The sequence below is a fragment of the Burkholderia sp. WTPI3 genome (assembly GCF_021483755.1).
Lineage (GTDB): Bacteria > Pseudomonadota > Gammaproteobacteria > Burkholderiales > Burkholderiaceae > Burkholderia.
This window is the reverse complement of record NZ_JAGIXF010000011.1, coordinates 95,501-119,339: the sequence shown is the minus strand read 5'-3', so window position 1 is coordinate 119,339 and position 23,839 is coordinate 95,501. Positions and strand designations below refer to the sequence as shown.

Here is a 23,839-nt window from a genome sequence, read left to right as displayed (position 1 = left end):
GCATCCCGTCGCGGTTGTCGTCAGGCCGCCGTCGAAGCTCACGCCGATCGATCCGACGAAGGACTGGTTCCGCGCACGCGGCGGGAACAACGCCTACCTGCCGTGGTGGGGGCGCCGATACGATGCCGATTACGGCATGCAGGGCTATTCGTGGTGATGTCGGCGACGCGGCAGCGCGATCCGTGCGGCCAGATTCACGCCGCCGTGTCATCCAACGGAATACCGGCCCCGTGCGCCGATGCGTCAGAGCAGCTTGACGATCGCGGGCACGCTGAGCACCGCGACGTAGTAACCCATGAACTGCACGCCCGTGTTGAACGCGAACAGGCGCGACAACATTCCGCCGAACAGGCCGACCGTGACGATCACCGCGAGCCCGAGCAACTGGCCTTCCCAGACACCGATCACGACGATCAGCCCCGCGAAGGTCGCGATGATCGCTTCGTGGCTCAGCTTGCGCGCGACGAACGACGCCGCGCGGTGCGCATGATGCATCGCCAGCGGATACGCGATCAGCGCGGCCAGCAGAATCGACAGCAGCCCGTAGCCGAGGAACTCGGGCCAGCTCATCAACGTATGCAGGTTGTGGATCTGCCCGCTTGCCGCGTCGACCGTGAAGCGCGGCGGCGCGTTGAAGAGCGGCGCGGCCGGGCCTGCGGCCACCGGGCTCAGCGGCAGCCCGAACGCGATCAGCGGAATCAGCGCCTCGGCGATGTAGGTCGCCTCCGTCACGCCGTTACGCGCGGCGATCACGGTCGTCAGCCGCTGATACGCATGCCTCACGCGCGCGCCGACGATCTCGCCCATCAGCACCGTCATCGCGACCGGGCTGAACACGAACGTCGCGCTCGACACGGCCGCCGTCCCGACCGTCCACCCCACCTGCTCGCGATCGAGCACCTTCAGCGGATTCGGGAAGTAGCCGCGCCAGCTCTTCACGTCCGGTGCGAGCACGAACGTCGACGGCCCGTCGCGACGCATGCGCCGCCGCTCGGCCGGCGACAGGATCGAGAACAGGTCGGCAACCAGCGGGCCGATGGCGATCCCGAGGAAATAGCTGACGCTGAGCTTCACGCCGTAGTGACCGGTCAGCGCCTGCAGCCCGACCACCAGCATCACGAACGGCACGAGCAGCAGCACCGCCGCCCAGCGCCCCGTGGAGAAATACGCGATGCCGACTGCGGCCGCGAGAAACACCCACGGCGCGGCCTTCGCGATCGCCGTGCCGAACGGCGCGAGCAGCGACGCGAACAGCACCGCGAGCGGCAGCGCGACGAACGCGGCGACGATCGCGCCGGAGATCATCTTGCGCAGCGCGATGTGCGGCACGCCGAGCGCGCGCAGCAGCGTCGCCTGCTGCAACAGCGGCGCGGCCATCGTGTCGCCGGGAATGCCGAGCAGCGCGGTCGGGATCGAGTGCGTGATGTGCTTGGCCACCGCGCCCGCAAGAAAGAACGTGAACACCCCGGCGGGCGGCACGCCGAGCAGTGCGACGAGCAGCGTGAGCGGCGCGATCGTCGTCGTTTCGTCGGTGCCGGAGATCAGTCCGATGCCGGAGAACACGATCGCGCCGAGCAGGCCCATCGCCAGCGCCGACGGCAATGCATGCAGAAGCGCGTCCATCAGCGGCCTCCCGTGCGCGCCCGCGCGGACGACGCTTCGTAGGAAGCAAACAGGTCGAGCAGTCCGAGCTCCTCCATCTCAGCGCGCGCGCTCGGCGACAGGTCGCTCACCGACCCGAGCCCGCCCGATGCTTCGGCAAGTTGCCGAAGCGCTTCGTCACGCTCGGGGCCGTCGGCCGCATGCTCGATCACCATGCGCTTCGGCTTGAACAGGCGCGCGCACAGCGCACCGGCAAGCAGGCAACCGCCGAGGCCGATCAACATCGCATAGGCCCGCGCGATGGCCGCGTCCTGCACGAACGAGGCGAGCGCGAGACGGCCGGCCTCGAACGCGCCGAGGCTGATCGCGATGCCGAGCAGGACCGACCAGGCCAGATGTTTCGTGGCCACCGTGTCGCCCCACACCTCCACGAGCGTGTCGGCGCTTACATCGGCCTGCATGAACGGCTGCGCGCGATGCGACGCCGCCGATACCGCGCCTGAACCGGTCTGTTCCATGTGTCTCCTCCTTGATTGATATGTGGCCGGCTGTCCCGGCGCGGCATGCGTCACGCGGCATGCCCGCGAACGTCGCGCATCAGGCGTCGCTGCGCGCCGCCAGCAGTTCGAGCGCGAAATCCGCGCGCACGTCTTTCGCGGCGACCATCCGTTGCGCGATCCGGTCGATGTCCGCCCCCGTCGCGCCGGCCGCGACGGCAATGTTGCGCGCATGCAGCGCCATGTGGCCGCGCTGAATGCCTTCGGTCGCGAGCGCGCGCAACGCCCCAAGATTCTGGGCAAGGCCGACCGCGACCGCAATCTCGCCGAGTTCCTGCGCGGACGTCACGTTCATGATCTTCAGCGCGAGACGCGCGAGCGGATGCGTCTTCGTCGCGCCGCCGACCAGCCCGACCGGCATCGGCATCTCGATCGTGCCGACGAGGTCGCCGTTGTCGGCCTTCTCCCACGTAGTCAGCGACGTGTAGCGGCCACTGCGGCTCGCATACGCATGTGCGCCGGCCTCCACCGCGCGCCAGTCGTTGCCGGTCGCGACCACCACCGGATCGATGCCGTTCATGATTCCCTTGTTGTGCGTGGCCGCGCGATACGGATCGGTCGCCGCGAACACGTAGGCGTCGATCACGCGATCGATCACCGCTTCGCCGGAATAGTCGTCGGTGGCGAGCGTCGCGGCCGAGTACCGTACCTCTGCGCGTGCCAGCCGGAGATCCGCGAGGTTGGACAGTATCCGCAACCGTACCTGCCCGCCGGTGATCGCTTCGATGCGCGTCGCGACGGCTTCGGCCATCGTGTTGACCGTGTTCGCGCCCATCGCATCGCGCACGTCGACGATCAGATGCGCAACCACCATCGCGCCGCGCGGCGTATCCGGGAACACGTGCACCTCGATGTCGCGGCAGCCGCCGCCGAGGCCGACCAGCACCTTGTCGCGGCTGTTCGCGAGTGCGATCAGCCCGGCCGCGTGCCGCAGGATCGCGAGCCGCGCGCCGTACGGATCGCCGACGCCGATCACCTGGACCTGCGCGCGCATCAGCGGGCCGCTGCTCGACGTGCGGAAGCCGCCGGCCGCGCGGGACAGCTTCGCCATATACGATGCGGCCGCAACGATCGACGGTTCTTCGACCGCCATCGGCACGATCACGTCACGGTCGTTGATCCGGAAGTAGCCGGCGACCGCCATCGGCAGCTCGAACGTGCCGATCACGTTCTCGATCATGCCGTTCGCGGTGTCGAGCGACAGCGCGCCGGGGGCGGCGAGCAGCGCGTGCTCGGCATCGTCGAGCCCGACGGTACGGGCGAGGTGGGACAGGCGTTGTTCGGGCGTGAGCGAGCGGAAGTTCGGCAGTGCGGAATCGATGGGCATGATGTCGTTCTGTTTCGGGGTGACGGTGTTGCCTGCCGCGGTTGCGGCGGACAGCGGATAGCCGAATAATAGTCACGCTGTACCCATTGAAAAGGTACAGACGGGCCAGACAGCCAGACATCCGTACCCATGACAGTGAACCCGTCCGACGGAACATCGCGATGAAACAGCGTGCAAGAGCCAGCCTGTCTGGCGCCATGGCGGACAATCTCGCCAGACAGATCGAGGAAGGCGTGTTGCCGGCCGGCGCGAAGCTGCCTTCCATCAGGGAATACGCTGAGGCGTCCGGGTGTTCGAAGAACACCGTGATCAGCGCATTCGAGATGCTCGCCGCCGACGGCCTGATCGAGCCGCGCCGCGGCTCCGGGTTCTTCGTCACGCGGCGCGCGGCGGCCGCGCCCGACATCGACGAGCCGAGTTCGCTCGACCGCGCGATGGACATCGTGTGGCTGATGCGCGAACAGCTTCACGAGAAGCCCGACGTACTGAATCTCGGCGAGGGCTTCCCGCCGATCGAATGGCTCGAGGAAACGCGGCTAAACCAGTATCAGCAGCGCATCGTGCGCACCGGTTCCGCGTCGCTGTTTCGTTACGGCAGCCGCTTCGGATATCTGCCGCTGCGCCAGTCGCTGCAGCAGAAGCTCGCCGGCTACGAGATCGAGGCACCGCCCGCGCAGATCGTGCTCACGCACGGCGCGAACCAGGCGATGGACCTCGTGCTGCGCTACTTCGTGCGCCCCGGCGATACCGTGCTAGTCGACGATCCCGGTTACTACCCGCTGTTCGGCAAGCTCAAGCTGAGCGGCGCAAACATCGTCGGCGTGCCGCGCGAGATCGACGGCCCCGATGTCGCGAAGCTCGCCGAGCATATCGCCGCCTACCGGCCGAAGCTGTTCTTCACGCAATCGGTCGGGCACAACCCGACAGCGACCGATACGAGCGCGGCGAAGGCACACCGGATCCTGCAACTCGCCGACGCGCACGACCTGATCATCGTCGAGGACGACGCGCTCGCGGACCTTCGCCCGCGCTCGCTCACGCGCATCTCGACGCTCGATCAACTGCGCCGGACGATCTATATCGGCAGCTTCTCGAAGTCCGTATCGGCGGCGTTGCGCGTGGGCTTTCTCGCATGCAACGCGGCGCTCGCGAGCGACCTCGCCGACGTGAAGATGCTGACTCACGTCAGCAGCTCGGAGTACTGCGAGCGCACGCTCGATGCGATCGTCAGCGACGGGCATTTCCTCCGGCATACGAATCATCTTCAGGAGAAACTGCGGCGCGCGACGGCCACCGCACTCGAAGCGCTCGATCGGCTCGGCGCGCAGGTCTATCGGCCGTGCGAGCAGAACCTGTATCTGTGGGCCGCGTTGCCGGGGTGGTCCGATTCGATGGAACTGGCGCAGGCGATGCTGGAGCGCGGTGTGATCCTCGCACCGGGGGCGGTGTTCTCGCCACAGGCCGACCAGCCGTCCGCGTATTGCAGGTTCAACGTCGCTTACCTGGCGGACAAGCGGTTCGCGCAGGCGTTGAAGGCGCTCACGTAGCCACGGACGCGAGCCGAGTCGGTGACACGACCAGCCGGGCGAGCACGCGGCGCAGACCTCGCAGAGGGCGTTCCACCGCGCACCTCCTGGTATCGTTCTGTCGCTTCACGACGCAGCGTCCGACTTGACTTCTCTTATTGCCGCCGCCGTCGACAAGCGGCCGGAATTTCATCGCACACCGGTCGAATCCATCACCTGGAGAATGCTGATCGAGGTCGAGAGAGAAGCGTTCACCGACGCTTCCTTCACGTCAGGAATACGCCGATTCCGTCGTCGATACCTTCTTCAAGGTAGCTGACGAATATCGCTCCATCGAGTCGATGGACGACCTTGTCGACCGCAAGGATCGTGACATCCGGAAGATGCCCTTTGTGCTTGCAATCGTATCGATGCTGCTGAAGCACCGCGCAGCAAAAAACTCGACTCGTAACCGTATCCGATACGGGACCGGCACCGGGCTCGCTGGCCTATCGTGTTACCGGTCGATTCGCAGGCGCTCGACGACTCGACCGTTGACCAGATGCTCGTCGACGATCTCATCGATATCGGTTTTATCGACGTAGGTATACCAGACAGCTTCCGGGTAGATCACGACGATCGGGCCATCACTGCACCGCGCGAGGCAACCGGCACGATTGATGCGAATTCCAGGGGCGTCCGGGGAAGCAGCATCTGCCAGCCGCTTCTTTGCATACCGGCAAATTTCCGACGCCCCGTGGTCATTGCACGCCTCCCCGTTCTCGCGTTCATTCGTGCAGACAAAGACATGACGGTCGTAAAAACTCATCGCGATTCCCCTTTTTGACACCCGGCTGACACTTACGCTCGCTCTTCGAAAATCGTTCACTCGACATGTCTCGGCACGGGCTTTCGCTCCACGGGTGCCCACTGAATGATCACGATCCCGCTCAACAGAATCACCGCCCCGACGATGCTGTACCAGGTCATCCGCTCGTGCAGCAGCAAAACGGCCAGTACCGTGGAAACCAGCGGCTCCAGCAGGCTCGCGATCGCACCACCGACGGCGCCCGTCCCCTTGATACCGCCCAGGAAAAGGGTTTGCGCAATCGCCGTCGGCACCGCGGCCACATAAAGCAACATCAGCCAGCCGTCCATCGTGTAATGGAGTTGCAGCCCGTCGTGAAGACCGAACGGCAACAGCGCCAATGCGCCAATGGCAAATCCAATCCCGCCCGCGTGCATGGGGCTACAGATCTTTCCTGAAGCCCGGGCGGCCAGTACATAAAAAGCCTGGCATACCGCACAGGCAACCGCGATCGCGACGCCAATCCAGAATTGCCGAACATCCTGAACGACGCCTGAGGGAAGACCGACCAGAAACACCGTGCCCACGATTGCGAGGACCAGCGCAATCATCGTTTGCACATTGAATCGTTCCCCCAGCCAGGCGACCGAGATCAGGGCAACGAAAATCGGTGCGCCGCAGATGCTGATCAACACCGAAATCGCCACGCCCACCCGCTCGATCGCAAGCACGTATGTAAGCTGGTAGAACGCCATGCCCAGACCGAGTCCCGCAAGCACAAGCAGACCTTTGGGCGTCAATTTGATGAACCATGTTCCCAAATGGATCCGCCCCATCAAGAACAGAAACGGTACCGACAATGCCAGTCGCAGGAAGCTGATCGAAACAGCATTAGCCCCGGCCGACGTTCCGAGCACATTGAAGATGATCCCGGTGGTTCCCCACAACGTAGCGGCGGCCAGGACCATCGCCCACCCTTTCCTTGTATCCAGGTCTGCTGCATATCCCGGCGCCGCCGGTACCGCTTTTATCGATCCCATGTCGTTCTCACTATGTGTAATCAAATGATCCGACGTGTGTCGGGACGCTTCATGGCTATTGCTTGAACAACGAGAATCGCTTCGTGAGTGCCTCCACCGCTTCGCGCGCGCCAAAGATCACCACCACCACGAAGTCCAGCGCCTCATCGAGCGCCGTGCGCGTTGCTTCCATCTGTGCTGCTGCTGACGCGCCGATCATTGAAGTCGTGAAAACGTTGTATGCGATGCTTGTGCTCGACGCTTCCTTCACGTTGGAAAGCAGCACACGAAGCTGGTTACTGTTCTTGGCCTCGAGAATGATGAACGGCGATTCATCGATCTTCGCTGCAAAATCACACGCGACGTTCTGGTACTCCAGGAGATTGCCGACACCCGCAATACCGGATAGACCAAATGCGGTGTGCGCCAGCGCATTCAGCACGACCGGAGCCGGATGCTTGCGGTTGATCACTGCCACGAACTTGCTTGCGTTGTCTGCGTATGCCATCTTTTTCGACCTGTCGTTTGAATCGGGTTGACACGAGAATTTCGATACCGGCCGGCGGCGTCGACTGCTCAAGAACCATTCGCGGGAGACGTGCCGGCTGCCAACTCCGATTCGGCGGGCAACTCCGACGCATGAGACATGTGGACAAACACATGCGCGATCATGTTTTCGATGCCCCACAGCTCGCGCTCTTCCATTCCGGCGGAATTGCCGCTATCGATCGCGCGTTGGCGTTCGAATATCGCGTCAGGCCAGCTTCTATGGCTATGACCTACGGCACTGGCCAGGTGATGCCAGTCGTGTGCCGGCAGGTCTCCGACCAGGACGCCGACACGCATGGGAATGTGCATGAACAATGTCCTGCACCACCACCGCAGCCACACCCGGGGCGAGGGGACATTGCCATCTGCGCCCGGAACGCATTCGCCGCAAAACCGCCCATGGCAGCGTTCCGCGTAGACGCCCTGCTGGACGCCTGGCGCCGCGCCCACAAGCCAGACGTGTTCCGTCGAAAACTGCAGCAGCGCGCTCATTTGATAGAGAGCAGTCAACGGAAGCCACAGTGCGATCGCGGTTGCATTCACGCCAAGGCATGCGGGCATGACCACGATGAGCACGACAAGCCACACGACCACGAGACACTGTTCGATCAGCGGTCGCCTCAGGTTCGACATGACACGAGACTTGAGGAACCAGAGATGGAAAACCGGCGAAAAAAGCGTGCTGAGCAGGTTGTGATTCAGTTCGGCGACGGAACGCCCCGGACGGATTCCGAAGTTGAACAGCAAGGACGCGTCCGCATCATCCCTCGTCGTGAAGACCGAACGCCGATGATGGTCGAGATGCTCCTGTTCGTACTCGATTTCGTTCTGCGCCAGGACGAAGATGGTGAGGCCTTTCGACACAAGGCCATTCATCCTGCTCCCACGCCTGAAAAGTGTCTCGTGTATTGCATGATGCCCATACACGACCTGAATCTTCCGGAGCAATCCGACCAGGAACACCATCGCCATCGGCGCAACGACGTAACCCAATATGCGAAGCCAGTCTCTGGAAGACGTCAAAAGATACAAATGCACCGCGCACGTCCCGATCGCCAACAGGACATCCATGCTGAGGGAAAGCGCCGGATGCGGCGTGAACCACGCCTGCTCATTCGGGAGAGGTTTGCCAGTCAAGCGCGTCCAGAGCGGTTGCGTCCATCTCGGGAAGCGCAGGTACGATGCTCGTACGGATATTCGAGGAAGCTCACTTTCGTTAGTTAGCGATTTAGGCAAAGTCATTTGTTTTCCTAAATATATTGCCTGGCATCCGATTCGCCGACGTGACGCGCCCTGCACCACTCCGGGACGCGTCACCCTATATTCAGCCTGACGTACGAGTCCGAGGCCCATCGGCTCATCGTCGGGCAATGGTTCAGCCCTCTCTATCTCAGCTAGCCACTTCCGCGCGCACACGACCGTCTTCCGGGCAGTCCCGGTTCGGCGACAGATCACCGAGCTCACGAGGCGTCAACGGCGAGTAATCACGCGCTGCAAGAAACTCCGGGCGCGGCGGACGCGTCTGAACCGGCAGGTTCTTCACGCTGTTATAGGAAATGAATGCGACGCGCCGGTCGAACGGAGAGATATTGACGCCCGATGCGTGGAACAGATTCGCGTGAAAGACGACGATGTCTCCCGCTTTCCCCTTCGGGGCGTCCATGCCATGCAGGCGCACCATCTCGCGCAGCACGTTTCGATCGACGGTGTAGCGAAGCTTGGCCGTCGTGTTGCTGAGCCAATCGCTCTGCTTGTCGTACGTGTCGATCGTATGCTTGATGCTCTCTTTGAAGCCGTCCACATGCGACCCGGGTATCACGGTCAGCGGCGCATTGAACTCGGTAACATCATCCAGAAACACGGCGACGGTCAGGAATTGCGGTTCCGGCAGTTCGTCCTCGCGATGGTAGAACGTCATGTCCTGATGCCATTCCCACACATCGCCGACGAACGCGGCCTTGATGTTGAGCTTGAACTGGTGGACGTATACGTCCTCGCCCAGGACGAACTTCGCCGCCCCGAGAAGGGTCGGGTGCCGACACAACGTTGCGAGCGCTTCGTTGCGAAGGTGGGCTCCGTGGAGTCCGCGAACCGTCTTGCCATCCACTTCAGTCACGCGCCCCGGATCCGTGGTGTCATTCATGCAGTCGTCAGCCGCCTTGCGGAGAATGTCCAGCCCGGCAGCGTCGATTACTTTTGGAACGGTAAAGTACCCTTTATCAAGAAACTGCTGCTTGAAGGTAGCGTTCTGCATCGTCATGCTCCAGTACTTGTTTTCGCATTGTGGTTGGGGCGGACATCAAAGTCCTGCGACCATGCCTTCTATCGACACGTCGTCGGTGAAACGTTCAGGTGTAGCGCACGGCCCGATTGCCATTCACATAACGGATACTTCGACTCCGCACCCCGTCGGCAGGAAGGCGATGGTCACGCGGCAGCCGCGACGGGCGCTCGTGCTCCGGACAGGTGGAGAAAATCGGCGAACTCGTTCAGTGCGATATTCCAGTACGCTGCATAAGTGCGGGTGAGATGCAACATGCGCGCCTGCTTCTCCGCGGTATCGGCGATTGCCGTCGTGCCCGTATCGTCGTCGCTCACTGCCTTGTGATGTTCGACCTCGGCGTGGATGTGGGAATCCATCCATTGGAAGTGTTCCGGCCGGGAGAACAGGCGACCGCCGTCGACGTCGACTCTGGAGAAGACACGCTTGAACGCCACCGTGATATCCAGCGCGATGGCCTCCACGACACGCAGTTGCACGGCAGCACCGAGCGGGTCATGCGCGAGCTGGCGCATATTTTCGATGAGTCGCTTCCCACCCGGTCCGAGCAGGTTCGACGTATCGTTCGCCCCATCGCCCAACGTCGCCTTGAGCGGATCGACGATGGCACTTTCCCACCATGCGTAGTGCATGCCGGCCGGCCCGGCCGGGGCAACTTCCTTGAACACCGACATGACGTTGGACAGGTCGTCACCAATGACCTGGAATACGGTCTGGATCGCCGTCAGGAGATTGGTGTTCGGGTGGGCCTCGGCATCGGCCTGGGACGCCATCAGGCCCAGACCTGCAAGAGACGTGAACATGAACGCCTTGGTGATCTCGCGCCAACCGTGCGCGATACCCAGTGCGGCCAACGGCTCGATCGACTTCACCGCCTTGGCTTCCACAAAGAAGCGGTTCGTTTCCGTCGTCAGATGCGATGCCTCGAGGCACGCAGCAATCTCGGCATCGAAGTCTGCCAACGGTGTGTGGTCACGTTTCGAGTCTGCGTTGACTGTCGATTCGACTGCGTTCGTCATAATATGCATTCCTTATGAATGTAACTAAAAAGAAGAACATCACGAAGCTGCGAGTTGCCCAATACGTGCCGACTGCCGAACTTCCATGCACACAGAACCGACTCTCGCCCAATCGACATTCACCGCTCACGTCCGTCACTCTTGATGAGGAACGGGTGGCAACGCGACCAGGAACGCCTGTTGACTCTCGAGAGTCTTCTCTGTTCACTACAAAGCTGAATTTGAGGATTGCTTATTTGTTGTCGTTCATTTGTTTCGTCGGTCGACCGTTGGTCAGACGTGCTGGTCTGCTCGACCTTCCAACTCAACACCGGGTTGTCCGCGAACTTGGCCTTTGACCTGTCGCGATTTGAACTATAATTGTCAGCATAGTCAACGTTGACACTCTGGTCAACGATTTTTTGAGGAGGCGACGGACCTATGGCAATGACTCGGCAATTCGATGAAGACGCAGTCCTCGAGAGGGTTCTGGAAATCTTCTGGATAAAGGGCTGGAAAGCGACCTCCATGGCTGACCTGGCAGAAGCAGCGAATGTTCAGCGAGGCTCGCTATACCACGCTTATGGCGGCAAGGAGCAGCTCTTCCAGCTTGCGTTCGATCGATATGCGACCCGGGTACTTGAAGAGACGCGCGCGGCACTGAATGCGCCATCTGCGCATACCGCACTGCAGCAGTTTTTCGAGAGTTCAATTGCCAGCATGACCGCGCATGTCCCGCCCCGCGGCTGCCTGACGACCAGGAGTGCGATCGAAGCGGACGCATCCGCCGACAATATTCAGGACAGTGTCCGCGGTCTGCTCAAGAATCTGGAAAATGCGATCGTCGAGGCGCTGTCGCGGGACGAGATCCGCGCATCGCTTGCCCAGTCCCCTGAAGCGACGGCTCAAATGATCATTACCTTCACGCGTGGACTCGCGGTGATGGAGCGAATCAACCACGATCCGGAGCAGTTGCGCGAGATGTGTGACCATCTCGTCAATTTGCTGTACTCGGACAACAGCCAGGCACTGGCGGCCGTCAATACCTGAGCCCCAGGCAACCCGGAGATTGGGCGGATTTTCGCCATGCAAGTCTCCCGTATCGTCAGCTTGCCGCGCATCGACGCGCGACAGTCACTGCTGATCGTCGCTTGTGCTCGCGAGTTCGCGGCCTGCAAGCGCACGATGTACGCACTCAAGATCGTCCGATTCCGGACACTTCGATGCATCCCCGTTCCAAACGGTCCATCCACACGCACCAGAACCCCATCATTCGTCACTGGCGACGCCGATTCCCGGGCGTGCCGCGAGCGACGTGGCTCCCGATCAGTCTGATCGTTGCTCACGGTGATGCACGAACGTTGCCCTGTTCAGAGCCCTTCTCGCGCGACTCGTCTTTGGAACCCGTCCGTGTCGTTGCAGGACGAGCAATCGGCAGTCGTCCGGACCGAAGATCGACTCGAATTGACGGGGAACAGCGCGCTTGCCCGGTTTCCTTCGGACACGCGCAGGTCACGTGGCGCCCCATTCGACAGCCCGATGTCTCCCGGATTTGCCTGGCATGTACGCGTTTGTCGCAGCGATACGGACGCCGTCGTCAGGGAGCGATCCAGCGGCCTTCGCAGCCGTCGTCGTTCAGGTCGAATACCGCGCGCCGATGGCCGTTGCGGGCGAGGTCGAGCCAGTCGATGCGCGTCACCTTGACGTGGAGCAGGCAGAAGTTCCGATAGCCGTCGTCGGTGGGCGTGGCGCCTTGGCCCGGAGCAACGTGTGCCTCTTCGGGCGACTCGATCGGCGTGCCCGGTCGCAACGGCGCGCGATACAACAGCAGCGTATGCGGACGGCTCGATTGCCAGATCGCACGACGTTGCGCTTCGTCGTCGCAGATCGATGCAACGCCTTCCGCACGAATCTGCACGAGCGCATCGAGATGGTTTGCAACGATCGCGATGCGCGGATCGCGGCGCAACTCCGCCACCTTCTCCGAACGCGCATCGGTATGGAACGCCAGCAGACGATCGGCGCGGCTCACTTGCCGCAATGACCTGAGACGTTTCTTGTAGCCATCCGGCAAGTGAGTTCTCTTTTATCCTATGGACAAGGAGGACTCGATGAAGAAGCGATTTACCGACGAGCAGATCATCCGCATTTTGCGCGAGGCCGAGAGCCGGGATGAGCCGGTGAAGGATCTATGCAAGCGCCACAACATTTCGGAACAGACGTTCTATCGTTGGCGCAACAAGTTCGGCGGGATGGACGTGGCTGACGCTCGTCGGCTCAAGGAGCTGGAATCGGAGAACGATCGGCTCAAGCGCCTGATCGCCGAGCAGATGCTGGTAATCGACGGCCTGAAGGAGTTCAGCCGAAAAAAATGATCACCCCGACGGGCCGGCGCGAAGCGCTGGAAGTCCTGACTCGGCGGGGGCTCTCGCAACGCAAGGCATGTCGCTACCTGGGACTGAGCCGCCGAGTGGCGACCTATACGCTCAAGCAACCGGAGAAGGATCGGAGTTTGGGCGAGAGGCTGATGGCGGCCGCGCAAGAGGTGCCGCGCTTCGGCTATCGCCGGATGTCGGCCTGGCTGGCGTTGAGCGAATCGCGCGTGCGGCGAATGTGGCGAGCCCTTCAGCTCAACATTCCGCGCCGACGTCCTCGCCGACGTCGTTGCGGCGACGACATACGCCTGCCAGGCGCCACACAGCCCAATTCGGTTTGGAGCTATGACTTCGTGCACGATCAACTAGTGGATGGCCGGGCCTTGAAGATGCTATGCGTGATCGATGAATACACCCGCGAGTGTCTGGCGATCGAGGTTGGCGCCAGCCTGCGGTCGCAGGACGTGATCTTGACGCTATCGCGACTCATGCGGCTGTACGGCAAGCCCGCGTTTGTTCGGTCGGACAACGGCGCCGAATTTACCGCTGCCAAGGTCATGCGTTGGCTGCGAGACGCTGCAATCGGTCCGGCCTTCGTTGCGCCTGGCAGTCCATGGCAAAACGGATTCGTCGAAAGCTTCAACGGCAAACTGCGAGACGAATTGCTAAACCGCGAATGGTTCCGCAGCCGCGCCGAGGCCAAGGTGCTCATCGAGCGCTGGCGGCAGTTCTATAACGAGCGCCGGCCCCACAGCGCTCATCGCTACCAACCTCCGGCCACGGTCCGTCGAGCCTGGCTGGATTCCGATAATATCGACGCGAGACTCACTGCCTGACTGGCTACAAAATTCCGCCGCAGGTCACGGCGCTCCTGCGTGATTCGATCGCGCCAGCTTAACCGTTTTGGCGGCGGCCCCTCGCCCGCTGCTCGCCGGCGCGCGGTTCAGTTGTAGCCGAGCACGACCGGCGCCGCGTCGTTCATGTCGGTCGAATCCGCGCCGAAGCGGCCGAGCACGTCTGCGATGTACTGCGGCCCCGCGTTGATCTGCGACGACTTGTGCTCGACGGGACGGATGTCGGCCATGCACGGCGCTTCGTCCATCCATACGGTGTCGTTGACGATGAAGTTCATGCGTGTCTCCTCAGGCGGCCAGCGCCGCACCGTACGCGCGCACGAGGCGCGCGACGCCTTCCCGGATCGCATCGACATCCGGTGCGGCGAACGACAGGCGCAGCGATGCGGCATCGACGTTGTCCGCGAAGAACGCCTTGCCCGGCACGAACACGATCTTGTTCGCGATCGCCTGCTGCAGCAGCACATCCGACGACACTGCGCCGATTCGCGCCCACACGAACATCCCGCCTTCGGGACGATGGAACGTGATCGCGTCGCCGAAGCCATCGCGCAGCGTGTCGCACATCGCGTCGCATTTGCGCTTGTAGGCCGCCGTGATGCGCGGCAGATGGCGCTCGAGTGCGCCGTCGGCGAGATATTCGGCGGCGGTGGCTTGCGTCCACGGCGTGCTGCACAGGTCGACCGTCTGCTTCGCGATCACGCAGCGTCGCGCGATCTCGGCCGGCGCGATCGTCCAGCCCACGCGCAGCCCGGGCGCGACGATCTTCGACAGGCTCGCGAAGTGCACGATCCAGTCGCGCGCGCCGTCGACTTCGCTCGCGAGCGCGAGCATCGACGGCACGGCAACCCCCGCGAAACGCAGGTCGCCGTAGGGATCGTCCTCGACGATCAGGAAACGGTATTGCACGGCCAGACGCAGCAGCTTCAAGCGGCGTTCGCGCGTGAGCGTCGCGCCGGTCGGGTTCGCGAAGGTCGGCACCGTGTACAGCAGCTTCGGCTGCGCGATCTCGCCCGACGCGAGTTGCGACGCGAGGCGGTCGACGTCGAGGCCTTCGCCGTCGACGGGAATCGTCACGATACGCGCCTGTTGCAGACGCATCGCCGACAGCGTCGCCGGGTACGCCGGTTGTTCGGTCAGCACGACGTCGCCCGGCGCAACCATCACGCGCAGCAGCAGGTCGAGGCCCTGCTGCGAACCGGTCGTGACGAGCAGTTCGGCCGGCGTGCAGGTTACGTTGCGGCGCGCCATCAACGCGATCAGTTGTTGCTTCAGTTCGGCGAGACCGTCGGTCGGACCGTACTGCAGGCAGCGGACCGGCTGCGCGTATGCGCGTTCGGCGGCCGCGTTCAGGCCGTCGACGTCGAACAGGTCGCTGGCCGGGTACCCGCCCGCGAAAGAAATCATCCCCGGTTCGGAGAGGTACTTGAACAGTTCGCGGATCGGCGAACCGGCAGGATTCTGGAATGAGGGCGTGAACGCGTACATGTCGTCGTGAGCTGGATGGCAGGGACGGCCGGGATAGCCGACAAGTGCCGGCCGCCGCGGCGCTTCTGCGCACAACGGCGGTGGATTCGAGCCACGATTGTCGATAGTCATTAACGCGGCGGCAAACGATATCTATGCACTAGGTCTTGCGGTTTGGTCATTAATTGGGGATGTGGGGCATGCATCCCGGCGGCGGGATCCGGGGCCGTTCGATGGTTTAGCCAAGCGCGCTGGAGCGCCACGGCGGTTGCGGTCGCGATATCAGGATCGGACGTGCGCGCGCACTGCGGCCTCGCACTTTTCCGCGCGCATGTCGATGGCGAAATCCGGCGAATTCACGATACCGGAACCCTGCAGCTCGTACGGCGCATACGGATCGTTGGACCCTTGTTGGCCGACGATCTTGTATTCGTACACGAAGACCGTTTTGCCGTGGCGCCACTGAACGACATCGGCGTCTTTCAGTACGATCGGGAAATGCCCCCGACCGTCGGAGATCGGAATCTCCGCGACGTCCGTGGGCGCGCCCTGGTCGAGAATCGGTCTTCCCTTGATGGCCGGGATGGCATTGCACGCATCGTCCGTCGGCTTCTCGCGACAGAACTGTTTGATCCGCTTTACGAATCCTGGATCGATCAGAGGGTGAGTTTTGCGGCAAACTTCACCCTGAATCATGATGACGCTTTTTGAGGGTTATACGACCTTTGCGCCATCAACCTCAAGTTCCATAATTTGCACCGGATATCAAGTCGAAGCACGGGCGCGAACGCAATCGCGCTTGCAGGCCTTCGGTTTGATCGATCTCAACGCAGAGAAAGGAACAGATGATGAGGCTCAAGAACAAGACGGCTTTGATTACGGGCGGCACCAGTGGCATCGGCCTTGCGACCGCCAGGCTCTTCATTGCGGAAGGCGCCCGGGTAGCCGTGACCGGTCGCGACGAAAGCGCGTTCGAACGCGTGAGGGCCGAGCTCGGAGAGCGTGCGCTCGTGCTCAAGGGCGATGTCCGTTCGATCAACGACATGCGCACAATCGTCGCCGAGGTGAAGGAGCGGTTCGGTGGCCTGGATATCGTGTTCGCCAACGCGGGTTGGGCTTTCCCGTCCGCAGTCGGCGACATCGACGAAGACCTCTATGACGGAATCATGGACATCAACGTCAAAGGCGTGGTGTTCACGCTCCAAGCGGTGCTGCCTCAGTTGCGCGATGGCGCGTCGGTCATCCTCAACACGTCGTTCGTCGCGCAGACCGGCAAGCATGGCATTTCGTTGACGGCGGCGGCAAAGGCCGCCGTGCGATCGCTTGCCCGCAGTTGGTCCTACGAGTTTCTCGACCGCAAGATCCGCTTCAACGCGATTGCGCCGGGCGCGATCGACACGCCGCTGCTCTCCAGGTGGGGCATGTCCGACGAGTGGGTCCGCGACCGCAAGGCCGAGTTTGCCCAGGCGATTCCGGTGGGCCGCATGGGTAAAGCCGAAGACATCGCCTACGCGGCACTTTATCTTGCCAGCGACGAATCGTCCTATGTCGTCGGCACCGAACTGGTTGTGGATGGCGGGGCTTCGCAGCTTTAAGCCTTCGCCCGTCGTTCGCGAAGCGGCACACGCCGGTTCCGCCCACCGCATCCACATCGTAATTACACGTCCGCCACGCGCTTCGTCGCGAGGTCTTTCAATCTGGCCGACCTGGTTGTACTTGAAGAGGAGGCCTAAGTGCAAGGAGAGATTAACTTGACCGATCACAAAAAGAACGACGCCTCCAGCGAGAAACTCACCCAGGCAGGCCACGCCCGCCGCGATGCCCTCAAGTTCGGGGGCGTCGCCACGCTCGGCGCCGTCCTGGGTGGCGGAGCCCTGCTTGGCCGCGCCACGCCAGCTTTCGCGCAGGCAGACAGCGCGGCAGAACTCGCGCCGAGCGAGCCGCTCAATATCCTGATCGTGAATTACGACGGCGGCACCCTTCTCGATTTCGCTGGCCCAAGCGAGATTTTTCATCGGCTGCCGAACACGAATGTTCGCTACGCGAGCCTCAACGGGGGCAACGTGACCCTCGAATTCGGCGTCGTCTATGGCAACACCGAACGATTGGCCGATATCGAGAAAACCGACCTGATCCTCGTTCCCGGCGGGTCCGATTTGTCGGCGCCGATGCGCCCGGCGTATCAAGCGCAGATCCGGCGTCTCGCCGAAAGCGCGAAGCACGTCACGTCGGTTTGCAACGGGTCGCTCGTGCTCGCCGCAACGGGCGTGCTCAAGGGCAAGCGAAGTGCCTGCCATTGGGCGTTCGTCAACAAGCTGTCCGAATATGGCGCCATCCCCGTTCCGGATCGCTTCGTGGAAGACGACCACGGCCGCTTCATGAGCGGCGGTGGCGTGACGGCGGGCATCGACTTCGCGCTGCGCGTTGCCGCCAGGCTACGCGGTCGGCAGGCCGCCGAATTCACGCAACTCGTGATCGAATACGATCCCGCTCCGCCGTTCCATTCCGGCCACCCGCGAGATGCGCGGCCGGAGGTCATCGCGATGGTCGACAAGGAACTGCCCGGCGCATCAAGCGGTCTCGCGCGTATCCCGGGCGTTCGCTGAACAGCCTTGCAGGCAAGGTTTGCGAAAGTCCGCACAGGCCGCGACGAAGAACGCAATCGACCTTGCCTGCTCCACCTGCACGACGCTGCAGCCCTCTTCAATTCAAGCCACGACTGGAAATCATCGAATGCATCCGATCCGTTTTTGTACTGCCGCTCTTGCAGTCTGCCTCTCCTTTTCGGCATTTGCGGCGCCGGCCGTCGCCGGCGGTTCGCCACATCCGCCCGGCGCGGCGATCAAGGCCGAGAACGCGCGCTGGGCTGAAGCCTTCGCGCGCGGAGACTACGAGGCGATCGGCCGCCTCTATACGAACGATGGCACGCTCTTGCCGCCGGGCGGCGACAAAATAACCGGGAGCCGCGCAATCACCGAGTACTTCACCAAAGGGTACGCCGGATCGAAGCCGGCTACCGTGACGTTCAGCAATTACGAGTTCTACGGGAATGACCGGGTCGTGACGGAGGTGTCGGATGCGGAAATCCACGACCACGACGGAAAGCTCCAATACCGCGGCAAGCAGACCCTCGTCTTCCTGAAACAGGGCGGCACCTGGAAGCTGCATCGCGACATGTGGAACGACTACGGTCCGCTGAAACCCGCAAGCAATTGAGCGCCCGACGCAACGCGGACAATCGCGTACCGGAAATGCCGGCACGCCATCAGGCTCGCGCTGGCCGAGCGGCGCGCTGATGAACTGTCGATCGATCAGCGCTCACCGTTCAATCGGCTCTGACGCCGGATCGATTGCGGCGGGTGTCCGTGCAATTTGACGAATGCCCGCCGCATCCGCTCGGGATCCGTGAATCCCACCGCTAGCGCAATCTGTTCGATCGGCTCGCTACCATCCTGCAGGCGCAGCCGAGCGGCTTCGACGCGCAAACGCTCGACCGCCCTGGCCGGCGTCTCGCCGGTTTCCCGACGAAACGCGCGTCCGAATTGCCGCGGGCTCAATCTCGCCGCATCGGCAAGCCGCTCGACGGGTAGCGCCTCGGCCAAATGTTCGCGGGCAAAATTCAGCGCGATGCGGATACGGTCCGACTCCGGCTCCATTTGCGACATCGCGGAAAACTGCGACTGCCCGCCCGGCCGCCGATACGGAACGACCAGCAGCCTCGAGACAGCGCGCGCAACGTCGGGCCCCATGTCCCTTTCAATCATGGCGAGCGCCAGGTCGATGCCGGAGGCGATGCCCGCCGACGTCCAGATGTGGCCATCCGCGATATAGATGCTGTCGCCCTCGACCCGGGTGAGCGGAAAACGCGACTGCAATTGCGCCGTGTATCGCCAGTGCGTCGTGGCTCTGCGACCATCCAGCAAGCCGGTTTCCGCCAGCAGAAATGCGCCCGTGCACACGCTTGCGACCCGCGACGCTTTCGCACCCAATTTCCTGGCAGCCGCGACGTTCTCCGACGTCTGCATCGGATCGATGTCGCCGCCTACGAAAACGACGGTGTCGAACGTTCGTCTCCCGGCCGGCTTCGTCTCGATCGGAACGCCCGAATTGCCGAGAACCGAGCCGCCCGGCTGCGAGATGACGTGAAGATCGTACGGGGTATGGCCGGTAACCGTGGCCACCTGATTGAACGCGGATAGGGGGCCGCCGAGATCGAGAACATCGTACCCACGGCAGACGAAGAATCCAATTCGATGCATGCGGACGAGTCACTGGGAATGTCGATAAAGGCGTATTTTACGGAAAAACCTCAAACCCGGACATATGGCTTCAAATGAGGGAAAAACGTCCTTTTGGCCTTCGTCGGTCGGTCGTATAGTCGATTGTTCGAACGCTGCGAGGGATGTCGTTCGCGTTGAAGAAAATATCCTCGAACGGCGGTGGTTGGGCCGACGTCGTGTCGCTTCCGGCACCACACAGGATGCTCGAACGGCTACGCAAAGACACCGCTATTCGACCAGCGCGATCTCGATTCGCTCTTTTCCCTTGCCGGTATTTTTGCGTTTGAGTCTCAACGCGCCGATTTCGCCCGTCGATTTCGGATGCGTCCCGCCGCACGCCATCGTCGCAAAACCGTCGACCTTCCAGAATCTGCGCTGCGTTTGGACATCGCTGAAATCCGTCAAGATGGGCAGATCGCGCGCGGTCAGGTCCGTCACCGCCGATTCGATCTCTGCAAACAACGGCGACAGACTGACATCACTTGCAAAGTCGACGCGTGCCTTTTCCTGCGCGATGTGCGCGCCGATACGTTCGATACCCGGACGAAGTCGATATACCAGTTGCAACACCATTTCCGCCGCGAAATGCAGACGCATCAGCCGGTATCGCCGTTCCCAGTCGATTTTCCATGTAACGGAATCCCCGACCTTCAGGGCATGCTCAAGCGGCAGCGTGTACACGATGTCGAGACCGCGCTTTTCCGCGCCGAGAACCGGATAGCCGCCCAGTGACCCGGCGTCGCTTTCCTGGCCGCCCGAGAATGCAAAATAGATCGTCGAATCGACTTGCACCTGATCGTCGTTCACCAGAGTAACGACCGTTTCCAGCACAGTTCGATAAGGGTCGTCCCAGAACACCTTGCGGGTCATCGTCAATCCTGTTTTCCCAGGGGGAAGAACAGGATAGGCGGACCGAATTCGTCACGCTTGTACGATCTTGCGATCAGGTGCCCGTCATGAGGGCCCCAAGGATCGCATCGAAAGAAACGCCGCTACTGCCGCCCACGCCCCATCCGTCGGTATATCAGCAGCGGCACGGCCGCTTGCTGTCGCCTGCCACCCGGTGCTGGTCAGCGAAGCCTTCGCCCGTTGCCCTGATGCCCGCTGACAGCAAAATAATCGTGGTTCACTCACCATCGTCACCAGCGGATGCGATGTACCGAAAGTTCCTTGATCGCACTGTTGCCCGTGTCGTACGGCTGGTGCACGAATACGCTGCTGGTAACGGGCGCGCTGTCTTGCGCGAACGCTGTCGGCATGCAGGCCAGCGCGGCGGTTGCCGTCGCCGCGCCCGACACGATGATGCGCATGAGCGAACCTGCATCGCGGGCTGTGAAGTGGGTGGTCACTCGGTGTGTCTCCAACGTGCATCCGGTCGGCGATCGTCGTATCGTCGATGGCGGCGGCCAAAAAAGAGGCCTGCGCCGAAAGGCGCAGGCCAAGCGAAGCTAAGACAACACCTTGGGGGGGCAAGGCAAGGCCAGTCTAGCCCGTTACGGCCCAAAGAAGATTTCAGCCCGGATTACAGCTATTACTCCATATGACGAAGTGCCGGTCGCCGTCGCGCTCGCCCAAGTGGTGACATATCGCTCGCGCACGCACGCCGTCACGCCCGGCATTCGTAGCCCTTCTTCACGTACGGGTTAACGCCGCTTCCGGCGAACGCCCCCTAACATGTCGTGCAGACCCACCACGACGGAGTCCCGGATGACCGCCACGCCCTCATCGTCACCGCAACCGCAAGCCGATCCGGCGCTTGTCGAGCGCATCGACGCGGTTCTGTCTCGCCAGCTCGACACACAGCGCCTCGTCGGCGCGGTCGTGCTGGTCGCGCACCACGGCGAGCTCGTCTATCGCCGCGCCGCCGGATTCGCCGACCGCGAGTCGCGCACGCCGATGCGCGAGGACACGCTGTTCAGGCTCGCGTCGGTGACGAAGCCGATCGTCTCGACGGCAGCGATGGTGCTCATCGCACAACACAAGCTGTCGCTCGACGAAGACGTCACGCGCTGGCTGCCCGATTTCCGCCCGGCGCTGCCTGACGGTCGCGTGCCGACGATCACCGTGCGCCAGTTGCTCACGCATACGGCCGGCCTCGGCTATCGCTTCGCGGAGGCCGACGCGAATGGCGTCTATGCACGCGCGGGCATCTCCGACGGCCTGGATGGCGCAACGATCACGCTCGGCGAAAACGTGCGCAGGATCGCGAGCGTGCCGTTGCTGTACGCGCCCGGAACGAACTGGAACTATTCGGTCGCGATCGACGTCGTCGGCGCGCTGATCGAGGCTGTTTGCGGCGTACCGCTCGGTGACGCGATCGATGCGCTCGTGCTGCATCCGCTCGGTGCGCGCGACACATCCTTCGTCGCGCGCGATGCCGCACGGCTCGCGACTCCTTACGTCAACGACGCGCCGCAGCCGCATCGGCTCGCGGAAAACGAGACGGTTCCCATCGTCGAAGGGTTCGTCGGCGTGACCTACTCCCCGTCGCGCGCGCTCGACGCGCATGCGTTCCCGTCCGGCGGTGCCGGCATGGTCGGCACCGCCGGCGAAGTGCTGAAGGTGCTCGACACGCTGCGCGCGGGCGGCGGTGCACTGCTGCCTGCCGCGCTGGTCGACGAGATGGGCCGCGTACAGACCGGCGATGTCGAGTTGCCAGACCGGCCCGGCGTGGGCTTCGGGATCGGCTTTTCCGTGTTGCGCGACCCGCGGGCGGCAGCGTCGCCGGAATCGGCTGGCACCTGGCGCTGGGGCGGCGTGTACGGCCACTCGTGGTTCGTCGACCGCGCTCGCGGGCTCACCGTCGTGTCGCTATCGAACACGCTGTATGAGGGCATGAACGGGCAGTACACGGTCGATCTGCGCGATGCAGTCTACGGCGTGCGGTAACGCGTGGAATGGCACAGGCCCGGCGAAGCCGGGCCGAGCGCGGTAGCGACCCGGTGCCGATCCGGCGACGCGTCGCGCTTTCGCGCGGAAACCGTTCACGCGGGGCGCGCGGCCGGCGCGCCGCAATCATCGCGTTGAATCAGGACGCGAACTGCACGCAGCAGGTGACGGTTGATCGTCGGAATCACCGATGCCGGAATCTCGTAAGGCCCGCTCGCCCCGAAATCGGCCGCATGCATGATGTGACTCAACCCGACGTTGAACTGAACGAACGCTTCAATGGTCGGATCCTCCTGCATCGCCGCCTTCATCGCGTCATCATCGAGACCGTGTGCCGAATAGAGCGTGAACGTCGGTGCATCGACTGGCGGCAGTGCCCGGAATCCCGCATGAACGAGCCAATCGTATTGTGCGCGGTCGACCTTGACGATACTCGAAGCCCCGTACAGGTTGATACCGCTACTCGCGAGGTGGTCGATCCACCAATCGTTCTGCCATCTCTCGTAGCCCAGCAACGCGCCTTCGAGCCGCTCCATGTTCTCGCGGCCGTCCCCTTGCAGGTTGATGTGCTGCCGAATGAGCTCCAGCGCCGTGATGCGCCACTCTTCGCCCTTGAGCGTATAGAGAACTTGCCCGATGCGGCGTGCCGGATGGTTTGGGCGAGACGCATCAAGAATGATTTCCTGCGAATGGAAAACACCCTGATCGACATACGCGTCGAAGCGCGCCTTCAGTTCGACCGAAGGCTGCCATTCGCTGTTGTATTCGATGAACCCGAATGGCTTTCGCCCTTGCACCATCAGCGCCAGCTCATAGCCGGTATGGACGAGGTAAGGGACGCGAACGCCGGTATCGACGTGCTTGCAGAGAAAACCTTCGCGCGAGCCATGGTCGAACGCGATCCCGAAGGCGTCGCACACGGCCGCGACCTGTGCCGACGACAGAAGATAGGCTTCGTCGAGTGCTGCATCGCCGGACGCATCGGGATCGACCAGCCGACGCAGCATATCGAGGTCGTCCGTTTCGAACCGGACGTCGAGGCACGGGTTCCGTAAATCCGGATCGACGACGGACAGAATGAAAGACGTCTGCGGATGCGCCATGGCAGTTTTCCGGTAACCCGATTCGAATTTTTCGACAAACGGCAGACCGGTCGGACGGCACGCGAAATGACGGGGCACGCTGCTCAACCGCATACCGATTGTCGGCGATCCGTCTGACGATGTCGAATATCTGGTCCCGGTCAATTTTCGCTGCCCCGCACTACATTGGGGCGCAATGGCATTCGAGTCCGGCTAACGCGTCCCACGGGTTGTCGACATGGGAAC

The 23,839-nt window shown here is 62.6% G+C and carries 23 protein-coding genes and 2 pseudogenes; 8 read left to right on the top strand and 17 right to left on the bottom strand.

Features of this window, described 5'->3' with window-relative positions:
* Window positions 1-157, top strand: a pseudogene (locus tag J7024_RS08825) (virulence factor); the annotation flags it as partial.
* 86 nt (window positions 158-243) lie between these two features.
* Here the strand turns inward: J7024_RS08825 and J7024_RS08820 are convergent.
* The 3 genes from J7024_RS08820 to J7024_RS08810 form a co-directional block, all read right to left on the bottom strand.
* Entirely contained in the window at window positions 244-1,623 is a 1,380-nt protein-coding gene (locus tag J7024_RS08820) for a tripartite tricarboxylate transporter permease (protein ID WP_124830381.1), read from the bottom strand.
* Window positions 1,623-2,120: a hypothetical protein gene (locus J7024_RS08815; RefSeq protein ID WP_124830380.1), complete on the bottom strand. Its 498-nt coding sequence runs from the start codon at window positions 2,118-2,120 to the stop codon at window positions 1,623-1,625. The genes J7024_RS08820 and J7024_RS08815 overlap by 1 nt, the downstream gene beginning before the upstream one ends.
* Window positions 2,121-2,199: 79 nt before the next feature.
* Window positions 2,200-3,486 (bottom strand): hydroxymethylglutaryl-CoA reductase, degradative, encoded by a 1,287-nt coding sequence (locus J7024_RS08810; RefSeq protein WP_124830379.1) that lies wholly within the window; start codon window positions 3,484-3,486, stop codon window positions 2,200-2,202.
* A 161-nt stretch (window positions 3,487-3,647) separates the two neighbouring features.
* Here J7024_RS08810 and J7024_RS08805 point away from each other — a divergent pair, with 161 nt between their 5' ends.
* Window positions 3,648-5,033 carry an aminotransferase-like domain-containing protein gene (locus J7024_RS08805; protein ID WP_124830378.1) on the top strand — a complete coding sequence of 462 codons (1,386 nt, stop codon included), beginning with the start codon at window positions 3,648-3,650 and terminating at the stop codon, window positions 5,031-5,033.
* A gap of 475 nt (window positions 5,034-5,508) precedes the next feature.
* Here the strand turns inward: J7024_RS08805 and J7024_RS08800 are convergent, their stop codons facing one another.
* The 6 genes from J7024_RS08800 to J7024_RS08775 all read right to left on the bottom strand — a co-directional run bounded on the left by J7024_RS08800 (window position 5,509) and on the right by J7024_RS08775 (window position 10,667).
* Window positions 5,509-5,820 carry a (2Fe-2S) ferredoxin domain-containing protein gene (locus J7024_RS08800; protein ID WP_124830377.1) on the bottom strand — a complete coding sequence of 104 codons (312 nt, stop codon included), beginning with the start codon at window positions 5,818-5,820 and terminating at the stop codon, window positions 5,509-5,511.
* 56 nt (window positions 5,821-5,876) lie between these two features.
* Entirely contained in the window at window positions 5,877-6,767 is an 891-nt protein-coding gene (locus J7024_RS08795; protein WP_233410075.1) for a DMT family transporter, read from the bottom strand.
* A gap of 127 nt (window positions 6,768-6,894) precedes the next feature.
* Window positions 6,895-7,326 carry a DUF2000 domain-containing protein gene (locus tag J7024_RS08790; RefSeq protein WP_124830375.1) on the bottom strand — a complete coding sequence of 144 codons (432 nt, stop codon included), beginning with the start codon at window positions 7,324-7,326 and terminating at the stop codon, window positions 6,895-6,897.
* A 68-nt stretch (window positions 7,327-7,394) separates the two neighbouring features.
* Entirely contained in the window at window positions 7,395-8,609 is a 1,215-nt protein-coding gene (locus J7024_RS08785; protein WP_234744982.1) for a stearoyl-CoA 9-desaturase, read from the bottom strand.
* A gap of 148 nt (window positions 8,610-8,757) precedes the next feature.
* Entirely contained in the window at window positions 8,758-9,621 is an 864-nt protein-coding gene (locus J7024_RS08780; protein ID WP_175751931.1) for a phytanoyl-CoA dioxygenase family protein, read from the bottom strand.
* 173 nt (window positions 9,622-9,794) lie between these two features.
* Window positions 9,795-10,667 carry a DUF6202 family protein gene (locus J7024_RS08775; protein ID WP_124830372.1) on the bottom strand — a complete coding sequence of 291 codons (873 nt, stop codon included), beginning with the start codon at window positions 10,665-10,667 and terminating at the stop codon, window positions 9,795-9,797.
* A 420-nt stretch (window positions 10,668-11,087) separates the two neighbouring features.
* Here J7024_RS08775 and J7024_RS08770 point away from each other — a divergent pair, with 420 nt between their 5' ends.
* Complete coding sequence (locus tag J7024_RS08770; protein ID WP_124830371.1) at window positions 11,088-11,696, top strand: TetR/AcrR family transcriptional regulator; 609 nt, start codon at window positions 11,088-11,090, stop codon at window positions 11,694-11,696.
* A gap of 547 nt (window positions 11,697-12,243) precedes the next feature.
* On the opposite strand, the pseudogene J7024_RS08765 reads toward J7024_RS08770, so the two are convergent.
* Window positions 12,244-12,705: pseudogene (locus tag J7024_RS08765) on the bottom strand (pyridoxamine 5'-phosphate oxidase family protein); the annotation flags it as partial.
* Between the two features lie 52 nt (window positions 12,706-12,757).
* Here J7024_RS08765 and J7024_RS08760 point away from each other — a divergent pair.
* Window positions 12,758-13,857 (top strand): IS3 family transposase gene (locus J7024_RS08760; protein ID WP_175752763.1). Its coding sequence is split into 2 segments (ribosomal slippage): window positions 12,758-13,010 and window positions 13,010-13,857, totalling 1,101 coding nucleotides; the frame shifts between segments, so codons are not numbered across the junction.
* Window positions 13,858-13,964: 107 nt separating this feature from the next.
* Here J7024_RS08760 and J7024_RS08755 read toward each other — a convergent pair.
* From J7024_RS08755 to J7024_RS08745, 3 genes are all read right to left on the bottom strand, one after another.
* Window positions 13,965-14,153, bottom strand: coding sequence for a hypothetical protein (locus J7024_RS08755; RefSeq protein WP_175751933.1), 189 nt, complete (start codon window positions 14,151-14,153; stop codon window positions 13,965-13,967).
* 10 nt (window positions 14,154-14,163) lie between these two features.
* Window positions 14,164-15,363 carry an aminotransferase-like domain-containing protein gene (locus tag J7024_RS08750; RefSeq protein WP_124830368.1) on the bottom strand — a complete coding sequence of 400 codons (1,200 nt, stop codon included), beginning with the start codon at window positions 15,361-15,363 and terminating at the stop codon, window positions 14,164-14,166.
* A gap of 261 nt (window positions 15,364-15,624) precedes the next feature.
* Complete coding sequence (locus tag J7024_RS08745; protein WP_124830367.1) at window positions 15,625-16,038, bottom strand: hypothetical protein; 414 nt, start codon at window positions 16,036-16,038, stop codon at window positions 15,625-15,627.
* Between the two features lie 152 nt (window positions 16,039-16,190).
* Between J7024_RS08745 and J7024_RS08740 the strand changes: the two genes are divergently transcribed.
* The 3 genes from J7024_RS08740 (at window position 16,191) to J7024_RS08730 (ending at window position 18,558) form a co-directional block, all read left to right on the top strand.
* Entirely contained in the window at window positions 16,191-16,937 is a 747-nt protein-coding gene (locus tag J7024_RS08740) for a glucose 1-dehydrogenase (protein ID WP_124830366.1), read from the top strand.
* A 156-nt stretch (window positions 16,938-17,093) separates the two neighbouring features.
* On the top strand, window positions 17,094-17,948 hold the full coding sequence (locus tag J7024_RS08735; RefSeq protein ID WP_124830365.1) for a DJ-1/PfpI family protein: 855 nt from the start codon (window positions 17,094-17,096) through the stop codon (window positions 17,946-17,948).
* 127 nt (window positions 17,949-18,075) lie between these two features.
* Complete coding sequence (locus J7024_RS08730) at window positions 18,076-18,558, top strand: YybH family protein (protein ID WP_124830364.1); 483 nt, start codon at window positions 18,076-18,078, stop codon at window positions 18,556-18,558.
* Between the two features lie 95 nt (window positions 18,559-18,653).
* On the opposite strand, the gene J7024_RS08725 is transcribed toward J7024_RS08730, so the two are convergent.
* From J7024_RS08725 to J7024_RS08715, 3 genes are all read right to left on the bottom strand, one after another.
* Window positions 18,654-19,601: a GlxA family transcriptional regulator gene (locus J7024_RS08725; protein ID WP_124830363.1), complete on the bottom strand. Its 948-nt coding sequence runs from the start codon at window positions 19,599-19,601 to the stop codon at window positions 18,654-18,656.
* Window positions 19,602-19,850: 249 nt separating this feature from the next.
* Complete coding sequence (locus J7024_RS08720; protein ID WP_234744981.1) at window positions 19,851-20,492, bottom strand: alanyl-tRNA editing protein; 642 nt, start codon at window positions 20,490-20,492, stop codon at window positions 19,851-19,853.
* A gap of 269 nt (window positions 20,493-20,761) precedes the next feature.
* Window positions 20,762-20,971: a hypothetical protein gene (locus J7024_RS08715; RefSeq protein WP_234744980.1), complete on the bottom strand. Its 210-nt coding sequence runs from the start codon at window positions 20,969-20,971 to the stop codon at window positions 20,762-20,764.
* A gap of 358 nt (window positions 20,972-21,329) precedes the next feature.
* Between J7024_RS08715 and J7024_RS08710 the strand changes: the two genes are divergently transcribed.
* Window positions 21,330-22,511 carry a serine hydrolase domain-containing protein gene (locus J7024_RS08710; RefSeq protein WP_124830360.1) on the top strand — a complete coding sequence of 394 codons (1,182 nt, stop codon included), beginning with the start codon at window positions 21,330-21,332 and terminating at the stop codon, window positions 22,509-22,511.
* A 95-nt stretch (window positions 22,512-22,606) separates the two neighbouring features.
* On the opposite strand, the gene J7024_RS08705 is transcribed toward J7024_RS08710, so the two are convergent.
* A complete protein-coding gene (locus tag J7024_RS08705) occupies window positions 22,607-23,614 on the bottom strand; it encodes a hypothetical protein (protein WP_234744979.1) in 1,008 nt (335 codons plus the stop codon).
* Between the last annotated feature and the right edge of the window lie 225 nt (window positions 23,615-23,839).